Below are 25949 nucleotides of genomic sequence, written 5' to 3'. Positions count from 1 at the left end.
GGCCTTGAGCCCGGCCATAATTTTGTCGGCGGCGCAAGCCATATTCTGTATTGAACATACTATCAGCTGTGTATCTTCCCGGCAACTTCCTTTCCCATATTTATTTGCTTCCACCACTACTCCCGTTTCCTGCATGAAACACCTCTCCTCCCTGGGGCTGGCCGCGGCCCTGAGCCTAGCGCCGCTGCTGGCGCAGGCCCAGACCACGCCGCAACCGGCCGGCCGCTACACGCTGCGTTTGGCCAGCGGCCCCGTAACGCCCGCCGCCAACTTCGCCGACTGGCTGCGGCAGCCCGCTACCACTGCTCCCACCGATGCCTGGCAGGGCCAGGTGTTCCGGGTGCTGCAGTTTGAGCAGCTGCCCACCGAGGCCCAGAAGGCCAGATTAGCCGCGGCTGGCGTGCGCCTGCTCGACTACCTGCCCCGCAACGCCTGGACCGCCGCCCTGCCCGCCAGCCTGCCGCACCAGCGCCTGAGCGGCGTGGGTTTGCGCAGCGTGCAGCCCGTGGCGCCCACCTGGAAACTGGCCGGCGACCTGGCCCGCAACACCATTCCGGCCCACATGCGGCGGCCCGGCGGGCTGGTAGAGGTGAACGTGCAGTACTACGCCACGCTCACGCCCAACCAGGCCGCCCAGGCGTTGCGCCAGAGTGGATTTCAGGAGGCTGGCAAGCCGATGTTCGGGCAGCAGCTGCGGGTGCTGTGCCGCGAGGCCGACATTGCCCGGGTGGCGGCGCTGCCCTGGGTGAGTGCCGTGGAGCCCGCCACGCCGCCCGCTGAGCCCGAAAACTTCCGGGGCCGCACCGACCACCGCGCTAACGCCATCAGCACCGACTACGGCGCCGGCCGCCACTACGACGGGCGCGGCGTGACCGTGGGCCACGGCGACGACGGCCGCATCGGGCCGCACATCGACTACCAGGGCCGCTTCGACCAGAGCGCGGCCGGGGCCAGCGGCGGCAACCACGGCGACCATGTGGCCGGCATCATCATGGGCGCCGGCAACGCCGACCCGCGGGTACGCGGCAACGCCACGGGCGCTTTCAACCAATACTTCTCCTACCCCGGCAACCTCACCAACACCCCCGCCGCCTACGCTGGCGCCCGCAAGATGCGCGTGACCAACTCCAGCTACGGCGACGGCAACAACACCGGCTACACCAGCTTCACGCGCACCGTGGACCAGCAGACGCGCCAGCGGCCCTACCTGCTGCACGTGTTTTCGTCGGGCAACTCCGGCACTTCTGACTTTGGCTATGGGGCCGGGGCGGGCTGGGGCAACATCACGGGCGGCCACAAGATGGGCAAGAACGTGATTACCGTGGGCAACGTGACGTACACCGACGCGCTGGCTGGCTCCAGCAGCCGCGGCCCGGCCAAGGACGGCCGCATCAAGCCCGACGTGTGCGCCGTGGGCACCAGCGTTACGTCCACCGTCGACCCCAACACCTACGCCGTATTTACGGGTACCAGCATGGCGGCGCCCGGCGTGGCCGGCGTCACGGCCCAGCTGGTGCAGGCCTACCGCAGCCTCAACAACCAGCAGGAAGCGCCCGGCGCCCTGCTGAAAGCGGCCCTGATGAACACCGCCGAAGACCTCGGCAACCCCGGCCCCGACTTCCGCTTCGGCTACGGCCGCGTGAATGCGCTGCGGGCCGTGCGCGTGCTGGAGCAGCGCACGTATCTGAAGGACTCCCTGACGACGGGCCAGGCCCGCACCCACACCATTGCGGTGCCGGCCGGCAAGAAGGAGCTGCGCGTGATGGTGTACTGGCACGACTATGAGGGCGCCATCAACTCCACCGAAAACCTCATCAACGACCTGAACATGCAGGTGGCGCTGCCCGGCGGCACCACCTACCAGCCCTGGGTGCTCGACCACCGGCCCACCGTGGCCCAGCTCAACGCCAACGCCGTGCGCGGCCTCGACTCGCTCAACAACGTGGAGCAGGTGACCGTGGCCGACCCCGCCGCCGGCACCTACACCGTGACCGTACGCGGCGCGGCGGTGCCCCAGGGCCCCCAGACCTACTACCTGGTGTATAGCTACCTCGAAGACGGCGTGGAGCTGACCTACCCGCTGGGCGGGGAAGGCTTCGTGCCCGGCGAAAACGAAGTAATCCGCTGGGATGCCCCGGCCGGCTCCGGCACGTTTGCGCTGGACTACAGCACCGACAACGGCACCACCTGGCTCCCGATTTCCAGCACCGTCGCCGCCACCACCCGCCACTTCGACTGGACGGTACCGGCCGGCGTGGCCTCGGGCCGCGTGAAAGTGCGCGTAACGCGCGGCACGACCAGCAGCCAGTCGGTGGTGCCGCTTACTGTATCGGCCTTGCCCGGCAACCTGCGCCTGGGCTACGTGTGCCAGAACGAGGTGAAGCTGCAGTGGGACACGCTGGCTACGGCCTCGGCCTACATTGTATATAAGCTGGGTGCTGAGTACATGGACTCCGTGACAACCGTGACGCGCACTTCCGTGATTCTGCCGGGCCTGGGCTACGGCGCCGAGCAGTGGTACGCGGTGCGCGCCATCCGGGCCTCCGACGGGCTGCGCAGCCGCCGCACCCGCGCCCTCAACCAGCCGGCGCGCATCTTCAACTGTCCCGGCCCGCCCCTCATTGCGTTTGAAGCCAGCCGTACGCTGGTCTGCCCCGGCGTGCCCGTCACGCTCACCGACCAGAGCCAGTCGTTCCCAACCAGCTGGACGTGGTCGGTTTCGCCCAGCGCGGGCGTCACGTTTGTAGGCGGCACCAGCGCCAGTTCGCAGAATCCGCAGCTGCAGTTTGCTACGCCCGGCACCTACAGCGTCACGCTGCTGGCCAGCAACAGCTACGGCCCCACCACGGCCACCCGGCCGGCCCTCATCAACGTGACTACCGGCGACCCGCTGCCGGTGGTGCAGAATTTCCGCACCAGCACTTTCCCGCCCGCCGGCTGGCAGGTGGTCAACCCCAGCGCCACGTCCAACTTCCGCTGGCAGCTGAGCGGCTCCATCCTCCCGGGCCCCGACTCGGTGGCGCGGCCGGTGCCCATGGCCAACGACTACGCCAACTCGGCCCGCGGCGCCGAAGACTACCTGATTACGCCCCCGCTGAACCTGAGCACGGTGCCCGTCACCGCCAACACCGTCCGCCTGACGTTCTGGGTGGCGTATGCGGCCTACAGCGCGGCGTACTTTGACGGTATCCGGGTGGATATGAGCACCGACTGCGGCGCCACATTCCAGCCCACGGGCTACCTGAAGCGCGGCACGGCCCTGGCCACGGTGCCCGGCTTCGACACCAATGAGTGGGAGCCTTCCCGGCCTGCCGACTGGCGCCAGGAAACCGTGGACCTGCCCGGCCTGCTGACGGCCGGCGGCACGCGCCCGGCCAACGTGCTGGTGCGCTTCGCCAACCTCAACGACTACGGCAACAACCTCTACCTGACCAATGTGCGCCTGCGCGCCCTGCAGGTGCTGGGCAATGCCAGCCGCCAGACTAACCTGGGCTTGCTGAGCGCCTATCCGGTGCCTTTCTCGCAGGAGCTGACCGTGCAGCTGGCCCCCACCAAAGCCGGTGCCGCCACGCTGCAGCTGCTCGACGCCCTGGGCCGCACCGTGCGCGAAGAAGCCGTGCTGCTGCGCGCTGGCGCCCAGCAGCACACGCTGGCCACCGGCAGCCTGCCGGCCGGCGTGTACACGCTGCGCCTGCGCACCAGCGCCGGCACCCAGCAGCTAAAAGTGGTGAAGTAAGCGACGTTCGGCTTCCCTTAAAGTAATCCGCGCGTTGGCGCGTCTGCCGGAAAGCGCCTCCCGTCTGGGGGGCGCTTTCTTTGTTGAAGAATAGTCGGAAACTTGCCTGCCTGCTTCGCTTTTCCCCCTTTCTGCCATGGCTGCCGACCTGACCCCTGCCGATTTCTCCGTGGTGCCGACGCTGGAGGGCCTACCCGCTGCTGTGCTGGACTGGCTACTCGCCCACGGCGAGCGGCGCGAGTTTGCCCCCAACGAAACTGTGGTGGAGCCCGGCATGCCCGCCGAGCTGATGCTGGTGCTGCTGCAGGGCAGCCTGCAGTTCTATGTGGCCCGCAACGGCCAGCCCGAGCCCGCCTTCCGCCTCGATACCGGCCAGATCAGCGGGGTGCTGCCCTACTCGCGCATGCAGACCATCAAGGCCCGGGGCGTGGCCGTGGGGCAGGTGGTGGTTTACACCCTGCACCGCGACCTGTTTCCGGAGCTGGAGCAGGTAAGCCCCGAGCTGGTGCAGCGGCTGGTGGCCTTGATGAGCGACCGGGCCCGCCTGGAAGCCCGCGGCCAGGAGCGCGACGACAAGCTGCGGGCCCTGGGCAAGCTCTCGGCGGGTTTGGCGCACGAGCTCAACAACCCCGCCGCCGCCATCGTGCGGGCCGCTGAGGCCCTCAACCAGCACCTGCGCGCCTCGCCCACGCTGATGCGCGACCTGCTGCAGCACTGCCCCGACCCTGCCGCCCTCGACCGCCTCACCACCCTCGCCCTGGCCCCGGCGGCCGACGGCCCACCCCTCTCCGGCCTGGCCCGCGCCGACCGCGAAGACGAGCTGCTGAGCTGGCTGGACGAGCAGCAGGTGCCCGACCCATATGCGTTGGTGGAGGGCTTACTGAACGCGGGCCTCACCGCAACGCAGCTGACCGCAGCGGTAGCTGATCTGCCGACAGCCGCCCGCCCGGCCGCGCTGGCCTGGCTGGAAGCCAAGCTGGCCTCGCTGCGCCTCGTGCACGACGTGCAGGAAGCCGGCGGCCGCATCAGCACGCTGGTGCACAACGTGAAAACCTACTCCCACATGGACCGCGCCGCCGACTTCGCGCCCCTGGACGTGCACGCCGGCCTCGACAGCACCGTGAATATGCTGGGCTTCGCGTTGCGCGAAAAAAACATCCAGCTCCGGCGCGACTATGCCCCCGGCCTGCCGCCGGTGCGCGGGCAGGTCAGCAGCCTCAACCAGGTCTGGACCAACCTGCTCGACAACGCCATTTCCGCTTTGCCGCCGGGTGGCGAAATCACGCTCCGCACGCTGCTGGAAGGCGACTTCGTGCGGGTGTTCGTCATCGACAACGGGCCCGGCATTCCGCCCGAGATTCTGCCGCGGGTGCTGGAGCCGTTCTTCACCACCAAGCCGGCCGGCGAAGGCTCCGGCCTGGGCCTCGATATTGCGCTGCGCACCGTAGAAACCCACGGCGGCAAGCTGGAAGTAAGCTCCGCGCCCGGCCACACCGAGTTCTGCGTCTGGCTGCCGGCGTAGAGTAGCTGAGTAGGGGAGTAACTGAGTAAGTTATTCAGGCACCGCTACTCGTTTTTTTCATTGTTGTGCAGCAGGCCGGTAGCGCGAACTTTGCTGACCCCGCCCCGACCATTCTGCCGGCGCGGGGCCGCGAACTACAAAGTTCGCGCTACTGACTACTACTCAGATACTCTCCCCCACATGGACAAGAAACCGATTATTCTGACCGTGGACGATGATGCGCAGGTGCTCAATGCCATCGACCGGGATTTGCGGGCCGAGTTCCGGCAGGACTACCGGATTCTGCGGGCAGCTTCGGGTGAGGAGGCCCTGGAAACCCTACGCGAGCTGCTGGCCCGCGAAGAGGAAGTGGCCCTGATTCTGGCCGACCAGCGCATGCCCGGCCTGGAAGGCGTGGAGCTGCTGGCCGAGGCCCGCACCCTGTTTCCGGACGCCAAGCGAGTGCTGCTCACGGCCTACGCCGACACCGAAGCTGCCATCCGGGCCATCAACAACGCCCGCCTCGACCACTACCTGATGAAGCCCTGGGACCCGCCCCAGCAGCTGCTCTACCCCACCCTGCACGATTTACTGGGGGCTTGGCGGGCCACGCACCGGCCGCGCTTCAAGGGCGTGCGGCTGGTGGGGTTCCAATGGTCGCCGCTCTCGCACGACCTCAAGGACTTTCTGGCCGGCTACATGGTGGCGTATCAGTGGCTGGACTTCGAAACCAACCCCGACGCCCAGGCCCTGCTTTCAGCCAAAAACCTGGCCGCCGCCGACCTGCCCGTGGTGGTGCTGGAAGATGGCACCGCGCTGGCCCGACCCACCGCCACCGAGGTAGCCACCCGCATCGGCCTCACCACCCAGGCCACCCAAGAACTGTACGATGTGGTGGTAATCGGGGCGGGGCCCTCGGGGCTGGCGGCGGCGGTGTATGGCGCTTCCGAGGGCCTGAAAACGCTCATCATCGAGCGACAAACTCCTGGCGGACAAGCCGGAACCTCATCTCGCATCGAAAACTACCTGGGCTTCCCGACGGGGCTGAGCGGGGCCGAGCTGGCGCACCGGGCCTGGGCCCAGGCCGTGCGCCTCGGGGCCGAGTTTCTGGCCCCGCGTGAGGTGACCGAGCTGTGCGTGCAGGACGGCTACAAAGTCCTCACCCTCAGCGACGGCAGCACCGTGCGCACCCGCGCCGTGGTGCTCACCACCGGCGTCAGCTACCGCACCCTGGAGGTGCCCGGTATGCACCGCCTGAGCGGGGCCGGCGTGTACTACGGCGCCGCCCGCACCGAGGCCCGCTCCTGCGACGAGCAGGACGTGTACATCGTGGGCGGCGGCAACTCGGCGGGGCAGGCGGCCATGTACTTGGCCACCTATGCCCGGCGGGTGGGCATCGTCATCCGGGGCGAAAGCCTAGCGGCATCGATGTCGGCCTACCTGATTGAGCAGATTGCCCACACGCCCAACATCGAGATTCTGCCCTTCACGGAGGTGGCCGAAGTATGCGGGCAGGACCACCTGGAGGCCGTGGTGCTGAAAAGCCGCGGCGAGCTGCGGCAGGTGCCGGCCCGGGCGCTGTTCGTGTTCATCGGGGCCAAGCCCAGCACCGAGTGGGTGTGCCAGACGGTGCTCTGCGACGGCAAAGGCTTCCTGCTGACCGGCCGCGACCTGGTGACGGACCCGCGCTACGCCACCGCCTGGAAACATTCGCGCGAGCCCTACCTGCTGGAAACCTGCGTGCCCGGCGTATTCGCGGCCGGCGACAGCCGGGCCGGGGCCATGGCCCGCGTGGCCTCGGCGGTGGGCGAAGGCAGCATGGCCATCAAGTTTGTGCACCAGTACCTCGACGAATAGCGGCCCGAACCGGACCCCGGCCGCCGGAAACGCGAAATTTCTTCGGGGAGGCCGCCGGCCTCGTTTTGGCCCGCCACGGGGCCGCCAAACGTGACCCGCCGGAAACGCAGTGGCCGCCATAAGCCCTTCGCAGGGTTTCAGGCGGGAATATCGAAAACCACCGGGGCGCCCACACAGTATATGCACTTCGGCGCCATTGGCGCGCCATTGTGCTGTTTTGCCTGTGTGGGCGCTTTGTATGGCTTCTTTCTCTACTTTCTCTTCCTGGCGCCGCCTGAGTCTGGCGGCCGCCGCTACTGTGCTGTTCAGCGGCTGTGAGCTGCTGGAATTCAGCCCCAACGACTTCCGGGGGCCGGAAGACCTGACCAGCCTCACCCAGAAAAACCTCGACAAGCTGGCCGCAAAGCCGTTGCCGCCCGGCGATACCCTACGCTTTGTGTTCACCGGCGACTCGCAGCGCTTCTACAACGAGGTAGAGGCGCTGGTGACCAGTGTGAACCAGCAGCCGGGCGTGTCATTGATGGTGGTGGCTGGCGACATTTCCGACTTCGGGCTGAACCGCGAGATGCGCTGGGTGGCCGAGCGCTTAAACCGCCTCACCATCCCCTACCTCACCGTTATCGGCAACCACGACCACGTGGGCAACGGCCGCGCCGCTTACCAGCAGACGTTCGGGGCTTTGAACTACTCGTTTGTGTACGGCGACACCAAGTTCACCTTCGTGGATACCAACAGCCGCGAATACAACTTCAATGGCCGCATTCCGGATGTGCCGTGGCTGCAGGCCCAGGTGCAGGACCTGCAGGGTGCCCGGCGCCAAGTGGTGATGTCGCACGTGCCGCCGCAGGATTTCGACTTCGACCAAAACCTGACGCCTGCTTACACCCGCACCCTGGCCGAGGCACCTAAGCTGGCTTTCGAGCTGAATGGCCACCGCCACAGCTACAGCATTGGTCAGCCCTTCGAGGACGGCGTGACTTATATCAATTCGGCGTCGTTTGAGCGTAATGAGTACCTGATCGTTACGCTTTGGAACGACGACAATGACGAGCCGCAGTTCCGGCTGAAAAAAGTAAGTTTCTGATGCGCCACCTGCTATTTCCGCTGCTGAGTGCTGTGCTGCTGGCGGGCCCTGCTCTGGCCCAGACCTCACCTGACACGTCCAACCCCGATGCTGTGGCGCCGCGTCCCTGGTTTCGGCCTCGCCACCTCATTCTGCAGACGGCCGGGGGTATGGGCATGGTGGCCGGCGGGGTGGGATACAGCTTCTGGCGCGACCGGATGGAGGCCGATGTACTGGTGGGCTACGTGCCCAAAAAGTACGCTGGTTCGGCCCTGTCTATTGCCACACTCAAGCTGCTATATACTCCCTACACCGTCCCGCTAAGCGAAAAACTGACGCTGCGGCCTCTCACCTTCGGGCCCTACGTAGGCTACACGCACGGCGTCATCAATGATGGTGAAGAAGACCAGTACACTAAAGGCTACTATTGGTTTTCCCGAAACACCCGCGTGGGTGTGCTGCTAGGCGGGCGGCTGACCTACAACCGGCCCACATCGGCGGCCGGCCGCTCGCGCCGCGTGTCAGCGTACTATGAGTTGGGCACCAACGACCTGTATTTAGTCAGCTACGTTGCCAACGGTAACTTCCGCTCCCTCAGCCCCATTGATATCCTCACGCTGGGGCTGGGGGTGAAGGCCGAGTTTTAGGCGGCACGAAGTCGGCGGAGCAAGGCGTCCGGTCTTACTGCCCCCCGGCCAGATACGCTTCGCGGGCTTCACTGAGCAGGCGCAAGATAGTAGCCCGTTGGCGTAGCAAACTTTCCATCTGGGGGCGTTGCTGCCGGAACAGCCGCAGGGCACGCACGCGCCGCAGCCGGCCGGCCAGCTTGTTGGCGTAGGACAGAGCGTAGAAGCCGGTGGGTGCCAGACTCAGGCCGTAAAGCAGCGTCCAGCGCCAGTCTTGGGTGAAGTGGTGCACCAGCGCAATCTGGGCGGCATAGCCGACACTGAACGTAATCATGCCCACCACCAGCATGATGGGCGCCACGAACTCCACTTCCTTGGTGGCGCGTTTGGCCACCATCGAGGGCAGCTTGTAGGGCAGGTAGTTGTTGACAACCCCATACAGATACACGGGCAGCCCCAGCACCAGCTTCAGGCCCGCCACCACGGCCCGGGAGGCGCGGGTGTCGGGGCGGCCGGTGCGCTCCAGAGCTTCATCGGTGAGGCCGAGGCGTTTGAGGTCCGAAAGGTAGGCGGCCAGTTTCTCCCGCACCTCGCCCAGGTGGTCGGGGTCGTGCTTCTCGAAGTAGGCCACGGCCTGCAGCAGCGTGCGGCTGAGCTGGAAGTTGTCGTAGAGCGTGCGAGGGTCGTCGTTGATAAGGTGGCCGGTGAAGGTGCGCTCCAGCTGCTGCACCAGCTCGTCCTCGGCCGCGTCGCGGGTGATGACGAGGTGCTGCTCCAGCTGCCGCCGGATGTCTTCGGTGAGCTGGTCGGCGGCAGCGGTGGGGTCCTGGCGGTAGGCGTCGGCGTAGTCGGCCACCCGGATGGGCGGGGCCACGTTCACCAGCACGTCGGATCGGAAACGCTGGGGGTCGAAGTAGTTGATGCCCACCGGCAGCACCTGTAGCCCCAGCGTGAAGTTGTGCCGCGCCTCGGCGCCCAGTGCAATGCGGGCCGCGCCGGTTTTGAGGGGCCGCAGGCGCCGCTCGCTCACGCTGGTGCCTTCCGGAAAAATCATGACCGTGCCGCCGCGCCCCAGGTAGTCGTAGCACTTGCCGAAAGTGGCCTCGTTCTGGGCCTCCAGCTGCTCGGGCGTAGTGGCTTCGGCGCCGCTTTCCAGGTCCTGGCGGCGGTAAATCGGGATGGAGTTGCCGGAGGTCAGCAGCGCCCGCGACACCGGGTTCTTGAAAAAGGTGCTCTTAGCCAGAAACGCAATGGACTGGCGGCGGTTGGCGGCCACTACCAGCGGGTCCATGAGCGTGTTGGGGTGGTTGCTCACCATCAGCAGCGGCCCCGGGGTCTGGAGCCGGTCGCGGTGGCGGATTTCGAGGCGGCGAAAGAATACGCGCAGGGCCACCTGCACGAGGGGCTTCATGACGGTGTAGAAGAGCATAGAAGGCAAGTACGGCGGAACCCGATAAATAGCCAACCCAGCCAGCCAGTTCCGCGCTACAATCGGCCGCCAAATCTGACTTTTACTACCCGCACCAGCCAAGTCCTTTTCGGCGATACTGGCGTCTTTTAAGCGTTTCTACCCGGTTCAGCCCAGACTTCCGATTGAGGCTTCCGGGCACTCATTCGGGGGCTGGCGCCGTATCTTCGGCCAGCGGCCAGCCTCCGTGGCCGTGTTATCAGCCCCACGCGGCCTCATTTCCCGTATAGTCGAGTGTCTATGCTGCACTTCTCTCGTTTGCTTTTGCTGTGGGCGCTGCTGCCGGCTGGCTCCGTTGTGGCCCAACAACCCGCGCCCTCTGCCGCCGCTTCCAAGGCTGCGGCCGCGCCTACCGAGGCGGAAGTGCTGCGGCGGGCTACGCAGTTGATACAGAACCGCCAGTACGAGTCGGCCTGGAAGCTGCTCAACGGCTTCGACCCCAAGCACCGCCGCCCGGCCGTGGCCCTCAAGCAAACCGATTTGGCCCTCAACTACCACCTGCGCAGCCGCGAGCTGGAAGGCTTTGGCTTCGTGGATGTAAAGCCGCTGGAGCGCCTGGATTCGCTGCGCGAGCATTTCACGCGCGCGGCCGTCCCGTACCCGTTTGTGGTGGAAACGGTGCTGAAAAACCTCATCCGGCAGCACCCCACCACCTACCGCCTCCACCGCGCCCTCGCCGACTACTACTACCAGACCGAGCAGTGCAACTGCGCCGAGGCCGACAAGTCGCCGGCCCAGCTCTACGCCCTGATGGTGCGCTACTACGCCACCGCCCACCAGCACGGCCTCGGCGACTTCAGCTCCTACTTCGCACTGGGCTATGCCCGCCAGAGCTTGCGCCAGTTTGCCGAAAGCGTACCCGCCTACACCCGCGCCATTGCGCTACGGCCCAGCTATGCGCCGGCGCACTTCCAGCTGGCCTACAGCTACACTGTGCTGCAAAAGCTGCCGCTGGCCCTGCAGGAAGCCCGCGCCGCCGCCCGCTACTTCGACGACCCCACCGCCAAGAGCGACGCGACGTATCTGGCCGAAAACCTGGAAAAGAAGATTGCGCAGGCTGCCAAAGCGAAGAAGAAGCAGGTGAACAAGAAGAAATAACGCATTAGTTATCAGCCTTCCATCACGCGGTTCTGGCGCGCAATGGACTCCAGGTGCACGGCGGCCAGGTACTGCTCCACAAACTCGTGGGTGAGGCCCAGCGTGGCGCCCTGGCGCTGGGCTCGCTCCAGCACCTCGTTCCAGCGGCTGGTCTGCAGAATGGTGATGTCGTTTTCCTTTTTGTAGAGGCCGATTTTCTCGGCCACGGCCATACGGCGGCCCAGCAGCTGCATGATTTCGGCGTCGAGCTGGTTGATTTGCTCGCGCAGGCTGGCCAGGGCCGTCAGGAACTCGCGCTGGTCGGTGGTTTCGTGGCGCCACACCAGCGCCTCAATCAGGTCGCGCAGCACCTCGGGCGTGATTTGCTGCTTGGCGTCGCTCCAGGCGTTGTCGGGGTCGATGTGGCTTTCAATCATGTTGCCCTCGAAGCCCAGGTTGAGGGCCTGCTGGGCCACGTTGAACAGCGTGTCGCGGCGGCCGCAGATGTGGCTGGGGTCGCAGAGCAGCGGCATTTCGGGGTGGCGGCGCTTCATCTCGATGGGCAGGTGCCACATGGGCGCGTTGCGGAAGTCGGTGTTGCCGTAGCTGCTGAAGCCCCGGTGAATCAGCCCCACCTGCTCCAGGCCCGCCTTCTGCAGGCGCTCCACCGCGCCCACCCACAGCTCCAGCTCCGGGTGAATGGGGTTCTTGACCAGCACCGGCACCTGCACGCCGCGCAGCACGTTGGCAATTTCCTGCACCGAAAACGGGTTGCCGGTGGTGCGCGCGCCCACCCACAGAATGTCCACCCCGAAGGTCAGGCAGTCCTCCACGTGCTTGGCGGTGGCCACTTCCACGGCCACTGGCAGGCCGGTCAGCTCACTGGCTTTCTTCAGCCAGGGCAAACCCTTGGTGCCCACGCCCTCGAAGCCGCCAGGCTTGGTGCGAGGCTTCCAGATGCCGGCGCGCAAGGCCTGCACCTTGCCGGTAGCAGCCAGGCGCTGGCAGGTTTCGAGCACTTGTTCCTCAGTTTCGGCCGAACACGGCCCGGAAATGAGGTACGGCTTATCGTCAGGCTGGCGGTTGAACAGGGTTGATTTCATGGGGTTTTGGTGGAATGATGGAGTAGTGGTTTGGAGTGGTGGGGTTGAATAGAACGTCATGCTGAGCGAAGCCGGAGGCGTAGTCGAAGCATCTCTACCGCTCCGTTGCAATGCTACCCAGACGAAGCGGTAGAGATGCTTCGGCTCCGTTGCACTTCGCTCAGCATGACGTTCTTTTCACCCCTGCTACCCCAGCTCACGGCAGAATCTTGCGGATGTGGTTGGCTTGCCGGATACTGTCGGTCAGGCCGTTGTAGTCTTCGTTGGCCAGCAACTCGCGTAGGTGCTGCAGCTGGTGCAGGTGCTCGTCGAGCACATCGAGCACGTTGAGGCGGTTTTGGCGGAAGATGGGCACCCAGGTGGCCGGCGCGCTCTTGGCCAGCCGCACCGTCGACTCGAAGCCGCCGCTGGCCAGGTCGAAGATGCGCTGCTCTTCCTTCTCCTTTTCCAACACCGTGAGGGCCAGCGCAAACGACGTGATGTGCGAAATGTGCGATACGTAGGCCGTGTGCAGGTCGTGCTCGGCGCCGCCCAGGTAGAGCAGCCGCATGAGCAGCGCCTGAAACAGCTGCTCCACCACCCGCACGGCGTCCGGGTCGCTGTGGGCTGTGTCGCAGAGCACCACCGTCTTGCCCTCAAACAGCCCCGAAACAGCTGCTTCCGGCCCCGAGTGCTCGGTGCCCGCCATGGGGTGCGCCGCCACGAAGCGGCCCCGACGCGGGTGCCTGGCCACAGCCGCCAGCAGCGCCTGCTTGGTCGAGCCCACGTCGATGACCACTTGGTGCGGCTCCGTTACATCGAGCACCAGCGGCAGCACCGTCACCAGCGCATCCATGGGCACGGCCACCACTATCAGGTCGGCGCGGCGCACGGCAGCGGCCAGGTCGGTTTCGATTTCGGCTACCAGCCCCAGCTCCAGGGCCCGGCGGGCGTGGGCAGGGCTGTTTTCCACCCCAATAAGGTGCCGGGCCAGCCCATGCTGGCGCAGGCTGAGCGCCAGCGAGCCGCCGATAAGCCCCAGGCCGATGATGGTGATAGTCATGGTGTTGATTGGCTGGTTGGTTGATGTGAGAACGTCATGCTGAGCTTGCCGAAGCATCTCTCCCGCTTCGTTACAAGGCTAACCCAACGAAGCGGGAGAGATGCTTCGAAAGGCTCAGTATGACAGTTAGCCTCTACCGAGATGCTTCGGCTACGCCTCTGCATGACGTTTTGGTGATGCGTTTTTCCACTCCCGCACCCGCGCCAGCGCCTCGCGCAGCACGCTTTCCGGCTGGCAGAGGCTGGCCCGGATGTAGCCGCCGCCGTTGCTGCCGAAGATGCCGCCCGGCGTCAGGAACACGCGGGCGCCGGCCAGCACGGCGTCGCTGAGGGCGTAGCCATCGGCAAAGCCGGCGGGCACGGCTGCCCAGATGAACAGCCCCACCTGCCCGGGCGCGGGCGCGCAGCCCACGGCCTGCAGCAGCTCCACTACCAGCTCCCGGCGGGCCCGGTAAGTGGCATTGAGTTCTTCAAACCATTCCGCCCCCAGCGCCAGCGCCGCTACGGCCGCCTGCTGCACCGGCAGAAACATGCCCGAGTCCATGTTGCTTTTGAAGCGGAGCACGTCAGTCAGCACGTCGGCGCGGCCGGCAAGCAGGCCCACGCGCCAGCCGGCCATGTTGTGGCTCTTGCTGAGCGAGTTCAGCTCCACAGCCACCTCCAGAGCGCCCGGCACCGCCAGCAAACTCAGGGGCGGCGTTTCGTTGAGAATGAAGCCGTACGGATTGTCGTGCACCAGCAGGATGCGGTGGTGGCGCGCAAACGCCACGAGGCGCGTCAGAAAGGGCAGGTCGGCGGCGGTGCCGGTGGGCATGTGCGGGTAGTTGACCAGCATCAGCTTCACCCGGGAGAGGTCGGTGGCGGCCAGCGCATCGAGGTCGGGCAGCCAGCCGGCGGCTTCGGTGAGGTTGTACTCCCGGATTTCGGCCCCGCAGATTTCGGCCACGGCGCGGTAGGTAGGGTAGCCGGGATTGGGGATGAGCACCGCGTCGCCGACTTCCAGAAACGTCATGGCCAGGTGCATCAGCCCTTCCTTCGAGCCCAGCAGCGGCAGCACTTGCGTGGCGGCCTCCAGCGCCACGCCGTAGTGGCGCTGGTAGAAATCGGCCATGGCCTGGCGCAACGCGGGCGTACCCTGGTAGCCCTGGTAGCCGTGGGCCGTGGGCTGGGCGGCCGTGGTGGCCAGCGCCGCCAGCACGCTGGGGTGCGGCGGCAAATCGGGGCTGCCGATGCCGAGGTTGATGATGTTGGCGCCGGCCGCGTTGAGGGCCGCCAGCTCGCGCAGCTTGCGGGAGAAGTAGTATTCGCCGGTGTGCGCCAGGCGGCTGGCTACGGGGATTTGCAGGGTGTTTTCTGTCATTGCGAGGGTTGGCGGTCAATTCCCCTCCTTGGAAAGGAGGGGACGTTGCGCGTTAGCACAACTGGGCTGGTTTATTTGTTGAACGACTCGCGGCCGGGCCGCTGGTTACATCAGGCAGTCAAGCTCGTGCGGGTGTCGTGCAACGAGTCAACCACCTCCGTTTCAGCCTTTGGCTGAAACATCCCCTCCTTGGAAAGGAGGGGAACGGCATCCTCCTCTTCCCAGCTGCCGCGGCGGTAGGCACCCAGCACCCGCAGCTCCTCGGTCACCAACGCCAGGTCGGCGAGCAGGGCCACCAGCTGGGCCATTTCCCCGAACTCGATATCGGCGTGAAAACCATAGTGCCAGGGCTGGCCGGGCCGGGGGCACGACTGCAGCTTACTCAGGTTGAGGCCGTGCGCCGCCACCCGCACTAGCACGTTGGCCAGGCTACCAGGCTCATGCGCGACGCAGAAGTACAGCGAAGCCTTATCGGCGTGGGGGTCGGTGAGGGCAGTATCGGCGCGTTCCAGCACCAGAAACCGGGTGTAGTTGTGCGGGTCGTCGTGGATGGCGGGGGCCAGGATGTGCAGCCCGAACAGCTCGGCGGCCTGGGTGCCGGCCACCACGGCCGCGCCCGGCGTGCCGGTTTCGGCCAGCCACTGGGCGCTGCGGCCGGTGTCGTCGGTTTCCACCAGCTTCCAGTCGGGGTGGCTGTCGAGGAAGGTGCCGCACTGGCGCAGGGCCATGGGGTGCGAGTGCACGGTGCGCACGTCGGCCAGCGTGGTGCCGGGCCGCGCCAGCAGGTGCTGATGGATGGGCAGGTACACTTCGCCGGTGACCTGCACGGCGTGGCGCTCGAGCAGCAGGTAGTTAGGCAGGATGCTGCCGGCCAGCGAGTTTTCCATGGCCATGAGCCCGGCTTCGGCGGTGCCCTGCACCACGTGCGCCACCACTTCGGCAAACGTAGCGCAGGCCCGCAGCGCCGGCTCCGGCCCGAAATACCGGCGGGCGGCTACTTCGTGGAAACTTCCCTGAAAACCCTGAATGGAAACGTGCATGAGAGAGTAGCGGAGTAACTGAGCAACTGAGTAAGGGCAATAAAAAAGGGCCTCCGTGTACGGGGCCCTGCGGTTGGTAGTAAGCTGGTTTTCAGCTCAGGCAACACGGGGCCGGTTTCTTCCAGTAGAAGAAATAGGCGTAGGTAAAAAAGTAGCGCAGGGTGTTCATGGGCAGATGCAGGCGTAAAAAAAGCGCCTCCCGGGGTCGGGAGGCGCTGAAGATTTTCAAGTGGAAAAGCTACACGGCGGCTACCCGACTACGCGGTGGCGTAGTAGAAGCAGTAGCTAAAATAGAAGCGGGCCGTGGGCTGCAGCATGAGAATGAGGTGCTTGACGGCGGCAAGGTGGCACCCATAGCCCGGACTTCCAAATTTTTCGGCCGGAAAAGTGCGCCCCTGCCACAGCCACTAAGGCGAGCCAGCACCTGTAACGCGAAGTTCCACTTCGCGGAACGCTAGGCCTAGTAGGACAAGCTAGCCGCAAAATTGCAACGTCTCGCGAAGTAAAACTTCGCGTTACAAATCAGCTACTTATCTTTCCACCGCCACTTCGCTGCTCAGGGCGGCGGCCTGCTGTACCAGCTCCCGGAACTCGGCCCGGGTGCCGTCGGGGTCGGGGGCGGAGCGGGCCAGGGCGGCGGTGCTTTCCCAGCTGGCCGTGCCGCGGTGCTGCGACTGGCGCAGCAGCAGCCCAAACTGTGCTACCGCCGCCGCAAACCGCAGATTCTCGGAAGCCTGGGCTATCGGCTCGTCGAAGCGTGAGCCACGCACGGGCAACGTGAGCAGGCGGCTGGCGCTGCCCTGCGGCTCCTGGTAGCGCAACTTCACGGTCAGCAGCTCGGTGCTTTCGGCGAAGCGGGCGGGGGCCATGGTCTGGTATTTCAGGGGGTCGGTGGAGGAGGTGGCGGCGGCCGGGGCGCCGGTGGGCACTATTTCGTAGAGGGCCGTCACCTGCTGGCCGGCGCCCAGCTCGCCGGCGTCTTTGCGGTCGTCGTTGAAGTCCTGGGTGGCCAGCAGGCGGTTTTCGTAGCCCAGCAGGCGGTATTGTTGCACCCGGGCCGGGTTGAATTCCACCTGCACTTTCACGTCCTTGGCCAGCGTAAACAGCGTGCCGCCAAACTGCGCCACCAGCACCCGCCGGGCCTCGCCAAGGTTGTCGAGGTAGGCGTAGTTGCCGTTGCCTTTGTCGGCCAGCAGCTCCATGCGGCTGTCCTGCAGGTTGCCGCTCCCGAAGCCCAGCACCGACAAAAACACGCCCGATTCGCGCTCTTGCGTCACCAGTCGCTCCATATCGGCGTCGCTCTGCTCACCCACGTTGAAGTCGCCGTCGGTAGCCAGAATGATGCGGTTGTTGCCGCCAACGCGGAAGTGCTGGCGCGCTACCTGGTAGGCCAGGCGCAGGCCCTCGCCGCCGGCCGTGGAGCCGCCCGCTTCCAGCTCGTCCAGCGCCTCCAGAATGGTGTCGGCTTCGGTGCCGGGCGTGGGGGGCAGCACGAGGCCCGCGGCCCCGGCATACACCACAATCGACACATAGTCCTGGGGCCGCAGGGCCTTCTGCACCAGCTCCCGCAGGCTTTCTTTGAGCAGCGGCAGCTTATCGGGGTCGGCCATGGAGCCCGATACATCCAGCAGAAACACCAAGTTGGCGGGCGGCAGATTTTCAGTAGCCACCTGTCGGCCCTGCACGCCCACCAGCACCAGTTGGTGCGCGGGGTTCCAGGGGCAGGTGGCCACCTCGGCATTCAGCGAGGCCGGGCCCGTGGTAGGCTGTGGGTAGGAGTAGGGGAAGTAGTTGATGAGCTCCTCCAGCCGCACGGCATCGGGCGGGGGCAGCTGCCGGTCCTGGGTCAGGAAGCGGCGCACGTTGCTGTAGGAGGCGCGGTCTACGTCTATGGCGAAGGTGCTGAGCGGGTTCCGGCGCGCCTCCAGAAACGGGTTTTCGTGGACGACGGCGTAGTTTTCGCGGCTCTGCGGGGCCGTATCAGCGGCGTTGGTTGCGACGTCGGGAGTAGCTGTTGAAGCGGGTTCGGCGGCAGCTTCCACGGCGTCGGTGGTCACCAGTTGCTCGGTGGAATATTGGTGGCAGGCGGGCAATAGCCAGGCGCCAGCCAGCAGCCCGCAAAGGGGCCAGAGGCGGTTCAGTTTCATCAGAAGGAAGGCTTGGAGGATGAAAAAGCCTCACCCGGCAACAATTGCCGGCTATCCGCCCCGCCGCAACTCGCGACCTTGCGTGGGGCGGCTCTGCGGCCCGTTTCCCTTCGCGACGGAAACCAGCGGCTGCAGAACCAGCGGGGCCCACTGCTTGCAGTCGGGCCTCGGGTGAGGAAGTATACAAGCGGCGCCGCCTGTGGTGGTTTATGCAATTGGGCGGGCCAATGTAACCCGCCAAGGGCCAACATAATTGTGGCGTAGCGCCCTCACGCCCTGGCCCTGCCCGCCGCAAGAAGCCAAAGACGGGTCAGGCGAATTTTCAAAAACTGGCACGGTTTTGTAAAAGCCCCCATCAACAGCCCGCCTTTTAGCCCGCGCAGTGCGGCGGCCGGCACCTCACTTCAACCGTCCTCTTCGTTATGAAAGCTTCTTCTTTCTTTGGCCGCCTGGCCGCCGCTACGCTTCTCTTCTCCGCCGTGGGCACCGCCGCCCAGGCTCAGGTGCAAACCCACCGCGTGCCGGCCTATACCGGTAAGGCCCAGGCCCGTTCGGTATCGGCGGTGCGCCGGCCGACGGCCAGCACGGGCGGCGCCCAGATCGGCATTCGGGCCGGCGTGAACGTGTCGGACTGGTCGGGCGATGCCGTGCAGAGCGTGATGGACCTGGCCGGCTACACCAACGGCGGCGTGACCAAGGAAATGAAAACCGGCTTCCACGCCGGCCTCTACGCCACGCTGCCCGTTGCGCCCGGCTTCTCCATCGAGCCCGGCGTGCTGTACTCCGAGAAGGGCGCCCGCCTGGTGGGCACGCTTCCCTTCGAGCAGCTGGACTTCCTGAATGCCCGCGTGACGGCCACCTCGCGCATGGCCTACCTCGATGTGCCGGTGCTGGCCAAAATCAACGTGACGCCCGGCTTCTACATCTTCGCCGGCCCGCAGGCTTCGTTCCTGCTCAGCAACAAGGTGCGCGTGGAAGCCGGCGCGCTGGGCTTCGATGCCTTCCAGCAGGACTTCGACATCAAAGACCAGTTCCGCCCAGTTGATTTCAGCGTGACCGGCGGCTTGGGCTACCAGCACAGCAGCGGCATCGGCGTAAGCGCCGGCTACGACTACGGCCTGTCGTCGCTCGACAAAAACAACCGCTTCGACGCTCAGAACCGCGTCATCAAAGCCTCGGTGAACTACTCGTTCTAAGCCGGCTGTGGCACGGACTGCAGTCCGTAGCCCCAACATCTGGTCTAGTACCAGCCGGCTGCGGCACGGACTTCAGTCTGTAGCCCAACCAGCTGGCCCGGTACCGGCGGGCTGCGGACTGAAGTCTGCGCCACAGTCGACCAACAAAAAGACCCTGCCGGTTAGCCGGCAGGGTCTTTTGGCATTAAACGGCACCGGCCGAAGCCGCTGCCAGGCCAGAGGTCAGGCCGGGTTCTGGCAAGTAGCGTAGCGCCGGCCGGCTGCAACCAGCCGGAGCCCCTTACCGGAAGGGTGAGTGAAGCGCCCGACCTGACCCAATTTCTTTGTTAACCAGTCACTTGCCTATCTGCAGGATACCTAAAGAGGCCTGCCGCGTTGCATACGTGGCGCGAACTGCAGCGCCGGCGCATCCGCCAAACGCCCAAATCTGTTCTTCTGATGCGCCAGTGGGCCGGATTTCACACGTGGCCCCCGAAAAAATTTGCGACGCGCGGCGCAGTCCGCTGTGCCGCCCGCCGTATGTTCTTGGCAGTTCGGGCCGGTGGCGTACCTTTGGAAGTATGGAAACGCAAGCCCCCGCCCTCGTGCAAGACACCGCCATTTTCGACCTGATTGAGCGCGAGAAAGAGCGCCAGACCCACGGCATTGAGCTCATTGCCTCCGAAAACTACGTTTCGGAGCAGGTGATGCGGGCCCAGGGCTCTATTCTGACCAACAAATACGCCGAGGGCCTGCCCGGCAAGCGCTACTATGGTGGCTGCGAAATCGTGGACCAGATCGAGCAGCTGGCCATCGACCGCGCCAAGCAGCTGTTTGGCGTGGAGTGGGTGAACGTGCAGCCGCACTCCGGCGCCCAGGCCAACGCCGCCGTGATGCTGGCCATCCTCAACCCCGGCGACAAAATTCTGGGCTTCGACCTCAGCCACGGCGGCCACCTCACCCACGGCTCGCCCGTCAACTTCTCGGGCAAGCTCTACCAGCCGTCGTTTTATGGCGTGGAGAAAGAAACCGGCCTCATCGACTGGGAGAAAGTAAAGGAAACCGCCCGCCGCGAGCAGCCCAAGCTCATCATCTGCGGCGCCTCGGCCTACTCCCGCGACTGGAACTACCAGGCCCTGCGCGAAGCCGCCGACGAAGTAGGCGCACTGCTGCTGGCCGATATTTCGCACCCTTCGGGCCTGATTGCCAAAGGCTTGCTGAACAACCCGTTTGATTATTGCCACATCGTCACGACGACCACGCACAAGACCCTGCGCGGCCCGCGCGGTGGCCTCATCATGCTGGGCAAGGACTTTGAGAACCCCTTCGGCCTGAAAACACCGAAAGGCGAGCTGCGCATGATGAGCAGCCTGCTGGACTCGGGCGTGTTCCCCGGTACGCAGGGCGGGCCGCTGGAGCACGTTATTGGGGCGAAGGCCGTGGCCTTCGGCGAATGCCTCTCCGACGCTTACACCGACTACACCCACCAGGTAATCCGCAACGCCCAGGCGTTGGCAAGCGGCTTCGTGGAGCGCGGCTACCAGATCATCTCGGGCGGCACAGACAACCACCTGATGCTCATCGACCTGCGCAGCAAAGGCCTGACGGGCAAGCTGGCCGAAAACACCCTCGTGAAGGCCGACATCACCATCAACAAAAACATGGTGCCCTTCGACGATAAGTCGCCCTTCGTGACCAGCGGCATGCGCATTGGCTCGGCCGCCGTCACCACCCGCGGCCTCAAGGAACCCGATATGGCCCGCATCGTAGACCTCATCGACCAGGCCCTGCTCAACCACGACGACGACGCATATCTGCTGCGTGTGCGTAGCCAGGTAAACGAGTGGATGCAGCAGTTTCCGCTGTTTGCCTAGCGGTGCCGTAGTGAGGTGGTGAACCGCTAAGCATCACTACCGAAGCCGGGCCCGTACATCCTGTCGGCCGGGTTTCTCGTTTGTGTCTTGCCGTTTCGTCTGCCGTCGCCGCCCTCACCCGTTCACCACCTCACTATTTCGCTGTCTGCTTTGAATACAGAACAACCCGTCCTGGGCCAGCCCCAGGAAATGTCTTTCATCGACCATCTGGAGGCCTTGCGGTGGCACATCATCCGCGCGGCCATTTCGATTGTCGTGTTTGCCAGCATTGCCTTCTTCTCCAAGGAATTCCTGTTTCACGATTTGATTCTGGGCCCGTCGCGGGCCGATTTCTGGACCTACAAGGCCTTCTGCCGCTTCGGCGCGTGGGTGGGCGCCCCGGACCTGTGCATCGACCAGATCGGGTTTGTGATTCAGAACCGCGAGATGAGCGGGCAGCTGACCATGCACATCAGCACCTCGTTGGTGGTGGGGCTGGTGCTGGCGTTTCCGTACACGTTCTGGGAAATCTGGCGCTTCATCAAGCCCGGCCTGTACCCGCACGAGCGGGCTAATTCGCGCGGGGCGGTGTTCTTCGTGTCGCTGCTGTTTATCGTGGGCTTGCTGTTCGGCTACTACATTGCCGCGCCCCTGAGCATCCAGTTTCTGGCTTCCTACCAGATCGACTCAACCATCGAAAACCAGATCGACATGCAGAGCTACATCAGTACGCTCACCACTATGTCGGTGTCGTGCGCCGGGGTGTTTGAGCTGCCGATGATTGTGTTCTTCCTGGCCAAAGCCGGCATCGTGACGCCCGAAATCATGCGCCTCTACCGCAAGCACGCCATTGTGGTCATCCTCATTGTGGCGGCCATCATCACGCCGCCCGATATTTCGGCCCAGATCATCGTCACGATTCCCATCGTGCTGCTCTACGAGCTGAGCATTCACATTGCCCACATCGTGAGCCGCAACCGCACCAAGATGCTGAACGAGCGGCTCGCGGAGAACAACGGCATAGCGTAACTCCGAAATCCAGCACTGCACAATGGCCGGCAAAAAATGATGTTCTGAACCTCCAGACCCATTTTTTGCCGGCCATTTTCCGTCTTCACCCTCTTCCCTTTCTTTCCATGTCCGACCAGACTCCCATTGCCCTCGGCTCCGACCACGCCGGCTTCGCCTACAAACAGATGCTGGCCGACTGGCTGCGCGACAACGGCTACGCGGTGCGCGACTTCGGCACCCACTCCGCCGACTCCGTCGACTACCCCGACTTTGTGCACCCACTGGCTACGGCCATTACGGGCGGCGAGCTGGAGCGCGGTATTCTGGTGTGCGGCTCGGCCAACGGCGTGTGCATCACGGCCAACAAGCACCGCGGCATCCGGGCGGCCATTGCCTGGGAGCCGGAGCTGGCCGAGCTGGCCCGCCAGCACAACGACGCCAACATCATCTGCGTGCCGGCCCGCTTCGTGAGCGAGGAGCAGGCCCGCGCCATCGTCAGCCAGTTCCTCAACACCGCCTTCGAAGGCGGCCGCCACCAGAACCGGGTGAATAAGATTGATTGCTGATTGCATGGTTGAATGGCTTGATTGTTAAATGGTTGGCCGTTCGACTAGCCCCAGCGGGGCGGCATATTGGTAGTCGATTCAAATAGAATTGGAACCTGAAAGCCCCAGCGGGGCGACACCTTAACCAAGCGGTTAGGTGTCGCCCGCTGGGGCTTTGTTGTTTTCTTATCTAACGTTTTGCTACCGATATGCCGCCCCGCTGGGGCTAGCCGAACGACCAACCATTTAACAATCAAGCCATTCAACCATTTATTTCAACCTATACACGCGCTGGGTGGCGGTGGGCTGGTAGCGGCCGAACACGGCGGGTATCTTGTATTGCAGCTCCGCCAGGCGGTTGGTTTGGTCGATGAGGACGGTGGGTGGGGCGGGCGCCAGGTTGCGCGCGAGCCGGTAGACGGCCGCGTACTGGCTGAGGTGGCCGAAATCGACCTGGGCGAGGCGCCAGTCGAGGTAGGGCGAGGCGGGCTGGTTGTTGATGTAAGGGCGCAGGTCGGGCCCCAGCACCAGCAGGCGCTGCCCGCTCAGCTGCGCGTAGGCCGGGTGCAGCTGCATGGCGTACGTGCTTTCCGACGGGAAGCGCAACGCCACATCGAGGCCGGCCAGCGTGCGGTAGCGCACGGCCACCACGCCACCCAGCACCGCCAGAAACAGCACGTCCACGACCCAGGCGCGGGGCGCCTTCTGCCACAGAAACAGGCTGAAATACGTGACAGGCGGCAGCACCAGCACCAGCGTGCCCGGCGCGGTGCCGCGCCCGGCCGCCACCATCAGCACGGCCACCAGCAGCCACACCAGCATCAGCTGCTGAAACTTTATCTGAAACACCAGCCCCAGCGACGTGGTGAACGAGCGCGCCAGCGCCAGCAGCAGCACCGCGCCCGGCAGCACCAGCAGCTTCCACTGCAGCGCCAGCGGCAGGCCGTCGGCGCCCAGCACCAGGCCGCTCAGCGTGGGCGTCAGGTGGTACTGCCGAAACTCGGGCAGGGCATCGTTGTAGAGCAGAAAGGTGGCCACCACCGCGTACGGAAACCCAAAGCCGCAGAGCAGCAGCAGAAAGCTTCGGAACGAGTTGGCCGCGAAGATGATAACGGCAAACAGCCCCACCAGCAGAAACAGCGCCAGCGGCAGGTAGCACAGCGCCGCCACCCCAATCAGAAAACCCGCCCGAAACAGGCGGCGGTTGTCGTAGCCCTCCCGCGAAGTAGGTAGCAACGCACTCAGGGCCAGCACAACAAACGTCTGGCCCAGCAGCAGCGGCGACAGCACGTCGAGGTCGGTCGTGACGCTGGCCAGCACCATGTACACCAGCGCCGCCACGTAGCCGCGCTCCGGGTGCACATCGGCCCGGTTGAGCACGAAGCTCAGGCGCAACGCCTGGGTCAGGAGCAGGGCCAGGGCCAGAATCCGGTACAGCCAGAGCGGGCGCGAGGCCACCACGTCGAGGAGGCCGAACAGAGCCGCCGCCAGCGGGGCCGTGGCATCGTACAGGTCGCGGTAGGGCAGGGCGCCGTCGTGCAGCCGCTCGCCCACCAGCAGGGCCCGCAGCTCTACGGCCGAGAGCGGAATGCCCCACCAGAGCAGCGGCAGCCGCACGGCCAGCACCAGCAGCAGCAGCGCCAGCAAACGGGAAGGCAACGGGCTTTTAAAGAAGTGAAGCAAGGGGGTGAAAGGTTACAGGTGATGAAGTGAATGGTGATGAAGTAATGAGGGGACAGGTGACGGGAGGCGGGAGACAGAAGGGAGTACAGGATTCAAATGTACTGTCATCCTCACCTACACCATCACTCACCTCATCCCCATTCACCCAATCACCATTCACCTCATCACTTCATCACCTGTTCCCTGCCCCTAACTCGCTATCTTTGCTTATTCATATGGAAAGCAAACGACAACAGAAAGTATCCAGCCTGCTCCAGCAGGAATTGGCCGCCGTATTTCAGCGCGACCTGCCGCACCTGTTTCCGGGCCTGGCGCCGGGCATCAGCACCGTGCGCGTTTCGCCCGACCTGGGCGTGGCCCGCGTGTACCTGAGCCAGCTGCTGGCCCGCGAGGGCAGCGGCGAAGCCACCCTGGAGCTGGTGCGCGAAAACCAGAAAATCGTGCGCCAGGCCCTGGCCAAGCGCATCCGCCAGCAGCTACGCATCGTGCCCGACCTGGTGTTCTTCCTCGACGACTCGGCTGCCTACGCCGCCAAAATGGACCAGGTGCTGGGGACGCTCAACATCCCGGCCCCCGAGCCCGAAACCGACGACCAGCCCGATACCGCCGCCCCCAAGCGCCCCAAGCTGTTCGCCGACGACGATGACGAGTAACTGAGCAATGGAGTAGCTGAGCAGGATGTTCTGATAATGAACGTCTTACTCAGCTACTCCATTACTCAGTTACTCGTCTTACTCAGTTACTCCGCTACTCAGTTACTCTCTCTTGCATTACGACCCGATTAAACGCTCCCTGGGCGAGGTATTCAACCGCACCCCGCTGCTGCGCCGCCTGTTCTATCATCTGCTGGATCTGTTGCTGCTGCGTACTTGGCACGTGCACCGCGAGCTGCGGGAGTGGGCCCGAGGCCGCACCGGCGAGGCCCTGAACATCCTCGACGCCGGCTCTGGCTACGGCCAGTATACCTACTGGCTGACCGGCCAAAGCAAGAAGTGGCAGGTGCTGGCCGTGGACGTGAAAGACGAGCAGGTGGCCGACTCCAACCGTTTCTTCCGCGAAATCGGCCGCCCCAACGCCCAGTTTGCCGTGCAGGACCTCGTGCTATACCAGGAGCCCAACACCTTCGATCTGGCCTTGTCGGTGGACGTGATGGAGCACATTCTGGAAGACGTGGAAGTGTTCCGCAACATCCACGCCTCCCTCAAAGACGGCGGCATGCTGCTCATTTCCACCCCCTCCGACCAGGGCGGCTCCGACGTGCACTCCGACGGCGAAACCAGCTTCATTGAGGAGCACGTGCGCGACGGCTACAACATCCACGAGATTCAGCAGAAGCTGCGCACCGCCGGCTTCGAGCGGATTGAGGCCCGCTACAGCTACGGCGAGCCGGGCCAGATTTCGTGGCGCCTGAGCATGAAATACCCCATTCTGATGCTGGGCCAGTCCAAGCTGTTTTTCCTGCTGCTGCCGTTCTATTACATCGTCACGTTCCCGTTCTGCCTGCTGCTGAACTGGCTGGACGCCCGCACCCTGCACGACTCCGGCACCGGCCTGATTGTGAAAGCCTGGAAGTAGGGCTATTTTCGCTGCCACCTTTTTAGCCCCGGCGGCGTATCTTGCCCCATTGCTTACCCAGTAACCCCAACAAACAGCAGCGGGCCGG

The 25949-nt window shown here is 64.9% G+C and carries 19 protein-coding genes; 12 read left to right on the top strand and 7 right to left on the bottom strand.

What is annotated here, in order from left to right:
* Positions 1–133: 133 nt before the first annotated feature.
* From N008_RS08340 to N008_RS08320, 5 genes are all read left to right on the top strand, one after another.
* The gene (locus N008_RS08340) at positions 134–3736 is read left to right on the top strand and encodes a S8 family serine peptidase (protein WP_044015228.1); all 3603 of its coding nucleotides are present in this window, start codon (positions 134–136) and stop codon (positions 3734–3736) included.
* A gap of 136 nt (positions 3737–3872) precedes the next feature.
* Positions 3873–5258 (top strand): sensor histidine kinase, encoded by a 1386-nt coding sequence (locus tag N008_RS08335; RefSeq protein ID WP_052381329.1) that lies wholly within the window; start codon positions 3873–3875, stop codon positions 5256–5258.
* 180 nt (positions 5259–5438) lie between these two features.
* A complete protein-coding gene (locus N008_RS08330; protein ID WP_044015226.1) occupies positions 5439–7094 on the top strand; it encodes an FAD-dependent oxidoreductase in 1656 nt (551 codons plus the stop codon).
* A 238-nt stretch (positions 7095–7332) separates the two neighbouring features.
* Complete coding sequence (locus N008_RS08325) at positions 7333–8178, top strand: metallophosphoesterase family protein (RefSeq protein WP_052381328.1); 846 nt, start codon at positions 7333–7335, stop codon at positions 8176–8178.
* Positions 8178–8804: a hypothetical protein gene (locus N008_RS08320; RefSeq protein WP_052381327.1), complete on the top strand. Its 627-nt coding sequence runs from the start codon at positions 8178–8180 to the stop codon at positions 8802–8804. Before N008_RS08325 ends, N008_RS08320 begins: the two co-directional genes overlap by 1 nt.
* Positions 8805–8838: 34 nt before the next feature.
* Here N008_RS08320 and N008_RS08315 read toward each other — a convergent pair whose 3' ends face one another.
* A complete protein-coding gene (locus N008_RS08315; protein WP_044015224.1) occupies positions 8839–10212 on the bottom strand; it encodes a lysophospholipid acyltransferase family protein in 1374 nt (457 codons plus the stop codon).
* Positions 10213–10491: 279 nt separating this feature from the next.
* On the opposite strand from N008_RS08315, the gene N008_RS08310 reads away from it, so the two are divergent.
* Entirely contained in the window at positions 10492–11349 is an 858-nt protein-coding gene (locus tag N008_RS08310) for a hypothetical protein (protein WP_156109115.1), read from the top strand.
* Between the two features lie 11 nt (positions 11350–11360).
* Here the strand turns inward: N008_RS08310 and N008_RS08305 are convergent, their stop codons facing one another.
* The 5 genes from N008_RS08305 to N008_RS08285 form a co-directional block, all read right to left on the bottom strand.
* A complete protein-coding gene (locus tag N008_RS08305; RefSeq protein ID WP_044015220.1) occupies positions 11361–12431 on the bottom strand; it encodes a chorismate mutase in 1071 nt (356 codons plus the stop codon).
* 196 nt (positions 12432–12627) lie between these two features.
* Positions 12628–13473 carry a prephenate dehydrogenase gene (locus N008_RS08300; protein WP_044015218.1) on the bottom strand — a complete coding sequence of 282 codons (846 nt, stop codon included), beginning with the start codon at positions 13471–13473 and terminating at the stop codon, positions 12628–12630.
* 150 nt (positions 13474–13623) lie between these two features.
* The gene (locus tag N008_RS08295) at positions 13624–14832 is read right to left on the bottom strand and encodes a pyridoxal phosphate-dependent aminotransferase (protein WP_044015216.1); all 1209 of its coding nucleotides are present in this window, start codon (positions 14830–14832) and stop codon (positions 13624–13626) included.
* 110 nt (positions 14833–14942) lie between these two features.
* Entirely contained in the window at positions 14943–15872 is a 930-nt protein-coding gene (locus N008_RS08290) for a prephenate dehydratase (protein WP_071884503.1), read from the bottom strand.
* A gap of 530 nt (positions 15873–16402) precedes the next feature.
* The gene (locus N008_RS08285) at positions 16403–18019 is read right to left on the bottom strand and encodes a vWA domain-containing protein (RefSeq protein ID WP_044015214.1); all 1617 of its coding nucleotides are present in this window, start codon (positions 18017–18019) and stop codon (positions 16403–16405) included.
* A gap of 422 nt (positions 18020–18441) precedes the next feature.
* Here N008_RS08285 and N008_RS08280 point away from each other — a divergent pair, with 422 nt between their 5' ends.
* From N008_RS08280 to rpiB, 4 genes are all read left to right on the top strand, one after another.
* Positions 18442–19215, top strand: a complete 774-nt coding sequence (locus N008_RS08280; protein ID WP_052381326.1) for a porin family protein — start codon at positions 18442–18444, stop codon at positions 19213–19215.
* A gap of 560 nt (positions 19216–19775) precedes the next feature.
* On the top strand, positions 19776–21068 hold the full coding sequence (gene glyA / locus N008_RS08275) for a serine hydroxymethyltransferase (RefSeq protein WP_044015212.1): 1293 nt from the start codon (positions 19776–19778) through the stop codon (positions 21066–21068).
* A gap of 150 nt (positions 21069–21218) precedes the next feature.
* The gene (gene tatC / locus N008_RS08270) at positions 21219–22076 is read left to right on the top strand and encodes a twin-arginine translocase subunit TatC (protein ID WP_316963310.1); all 858 of its coding nucleotides are present in this window, start codon (positions 21219–21221) and stop codon (positions 22074–22076) included.
* A gap of 107 nt (positions 22077–22183) precedes the next feature.
* On the top strand, positions 22184–22624 hold the full coding sequence (gene rpiB / locus N008_RS08265; protein ID WP_044015210.1) for a ribose 5-phosphate isomerase B: 441 nt from the start codon (positions 22184–22186) through the stop codon (positions 22622–22624).
* A 249-nt stretch (positions 22625–22873) separates the two neighbouring features.
* Here the strand turns inward: rpiB and N008_RS08260 are convergent, their stop codons facing one another.
* Positions 22874–24286: a hypothetical protein gene (locus tag N008_RS08260; protein ID WP_156109112.1), complete on the bottom strand. Its 1413-nt coding sequence runs from the start codon at positions 24284–24286 to the stop codon at positions 22874–22876.
* Positions 24287–24501: 215 nt separating this feature from the next.
* Here N008_RS08260 and rbfA point away from each other — a divergent pair, with 215 nt between their 5' ends.
* Positions 24502–24939 carry a 30S ribosome-binding factor RbfA gene (rbfA, locus tag N008_RS08255; RefSeq protein WP_044015206.1) on the top strand — a complete coding sequence of 146 codons (438 nt, stop codon included), beginning with the start codon at positions 24502–24504 and terminating at the stop codon, positions 24937–24939.
* Positions 24940–25051: 112 nt separating this feature from the next.
* Positions 25052–25861, top strand: coding sequence for a class I SAM-dependent methyltransferase (locus N008_RS08250; protein ID WP_044015205.1), 810 nt, complete (start codon positions 25052–25054; stop codon positions 25859–25861).
* Positions 25862–25949: the final 88 nt, after the last annotated feature.

Origin of the sequence: Hymenobacter sp. APR13 (assembly GCF_000737515.1) — a bacterium.
In the GTDB taxonomy this organism is placed as follows: domain Bacteria; phylum Bacteroidota; class Bacteroidia; order Cytophagales; family Hymenobacteraceae; genus Hymenobacter.
Note: the sequence above shows the minus strand (reverse complement) of the source record. Positions and strands in the feature narration are given on the sequence as shown.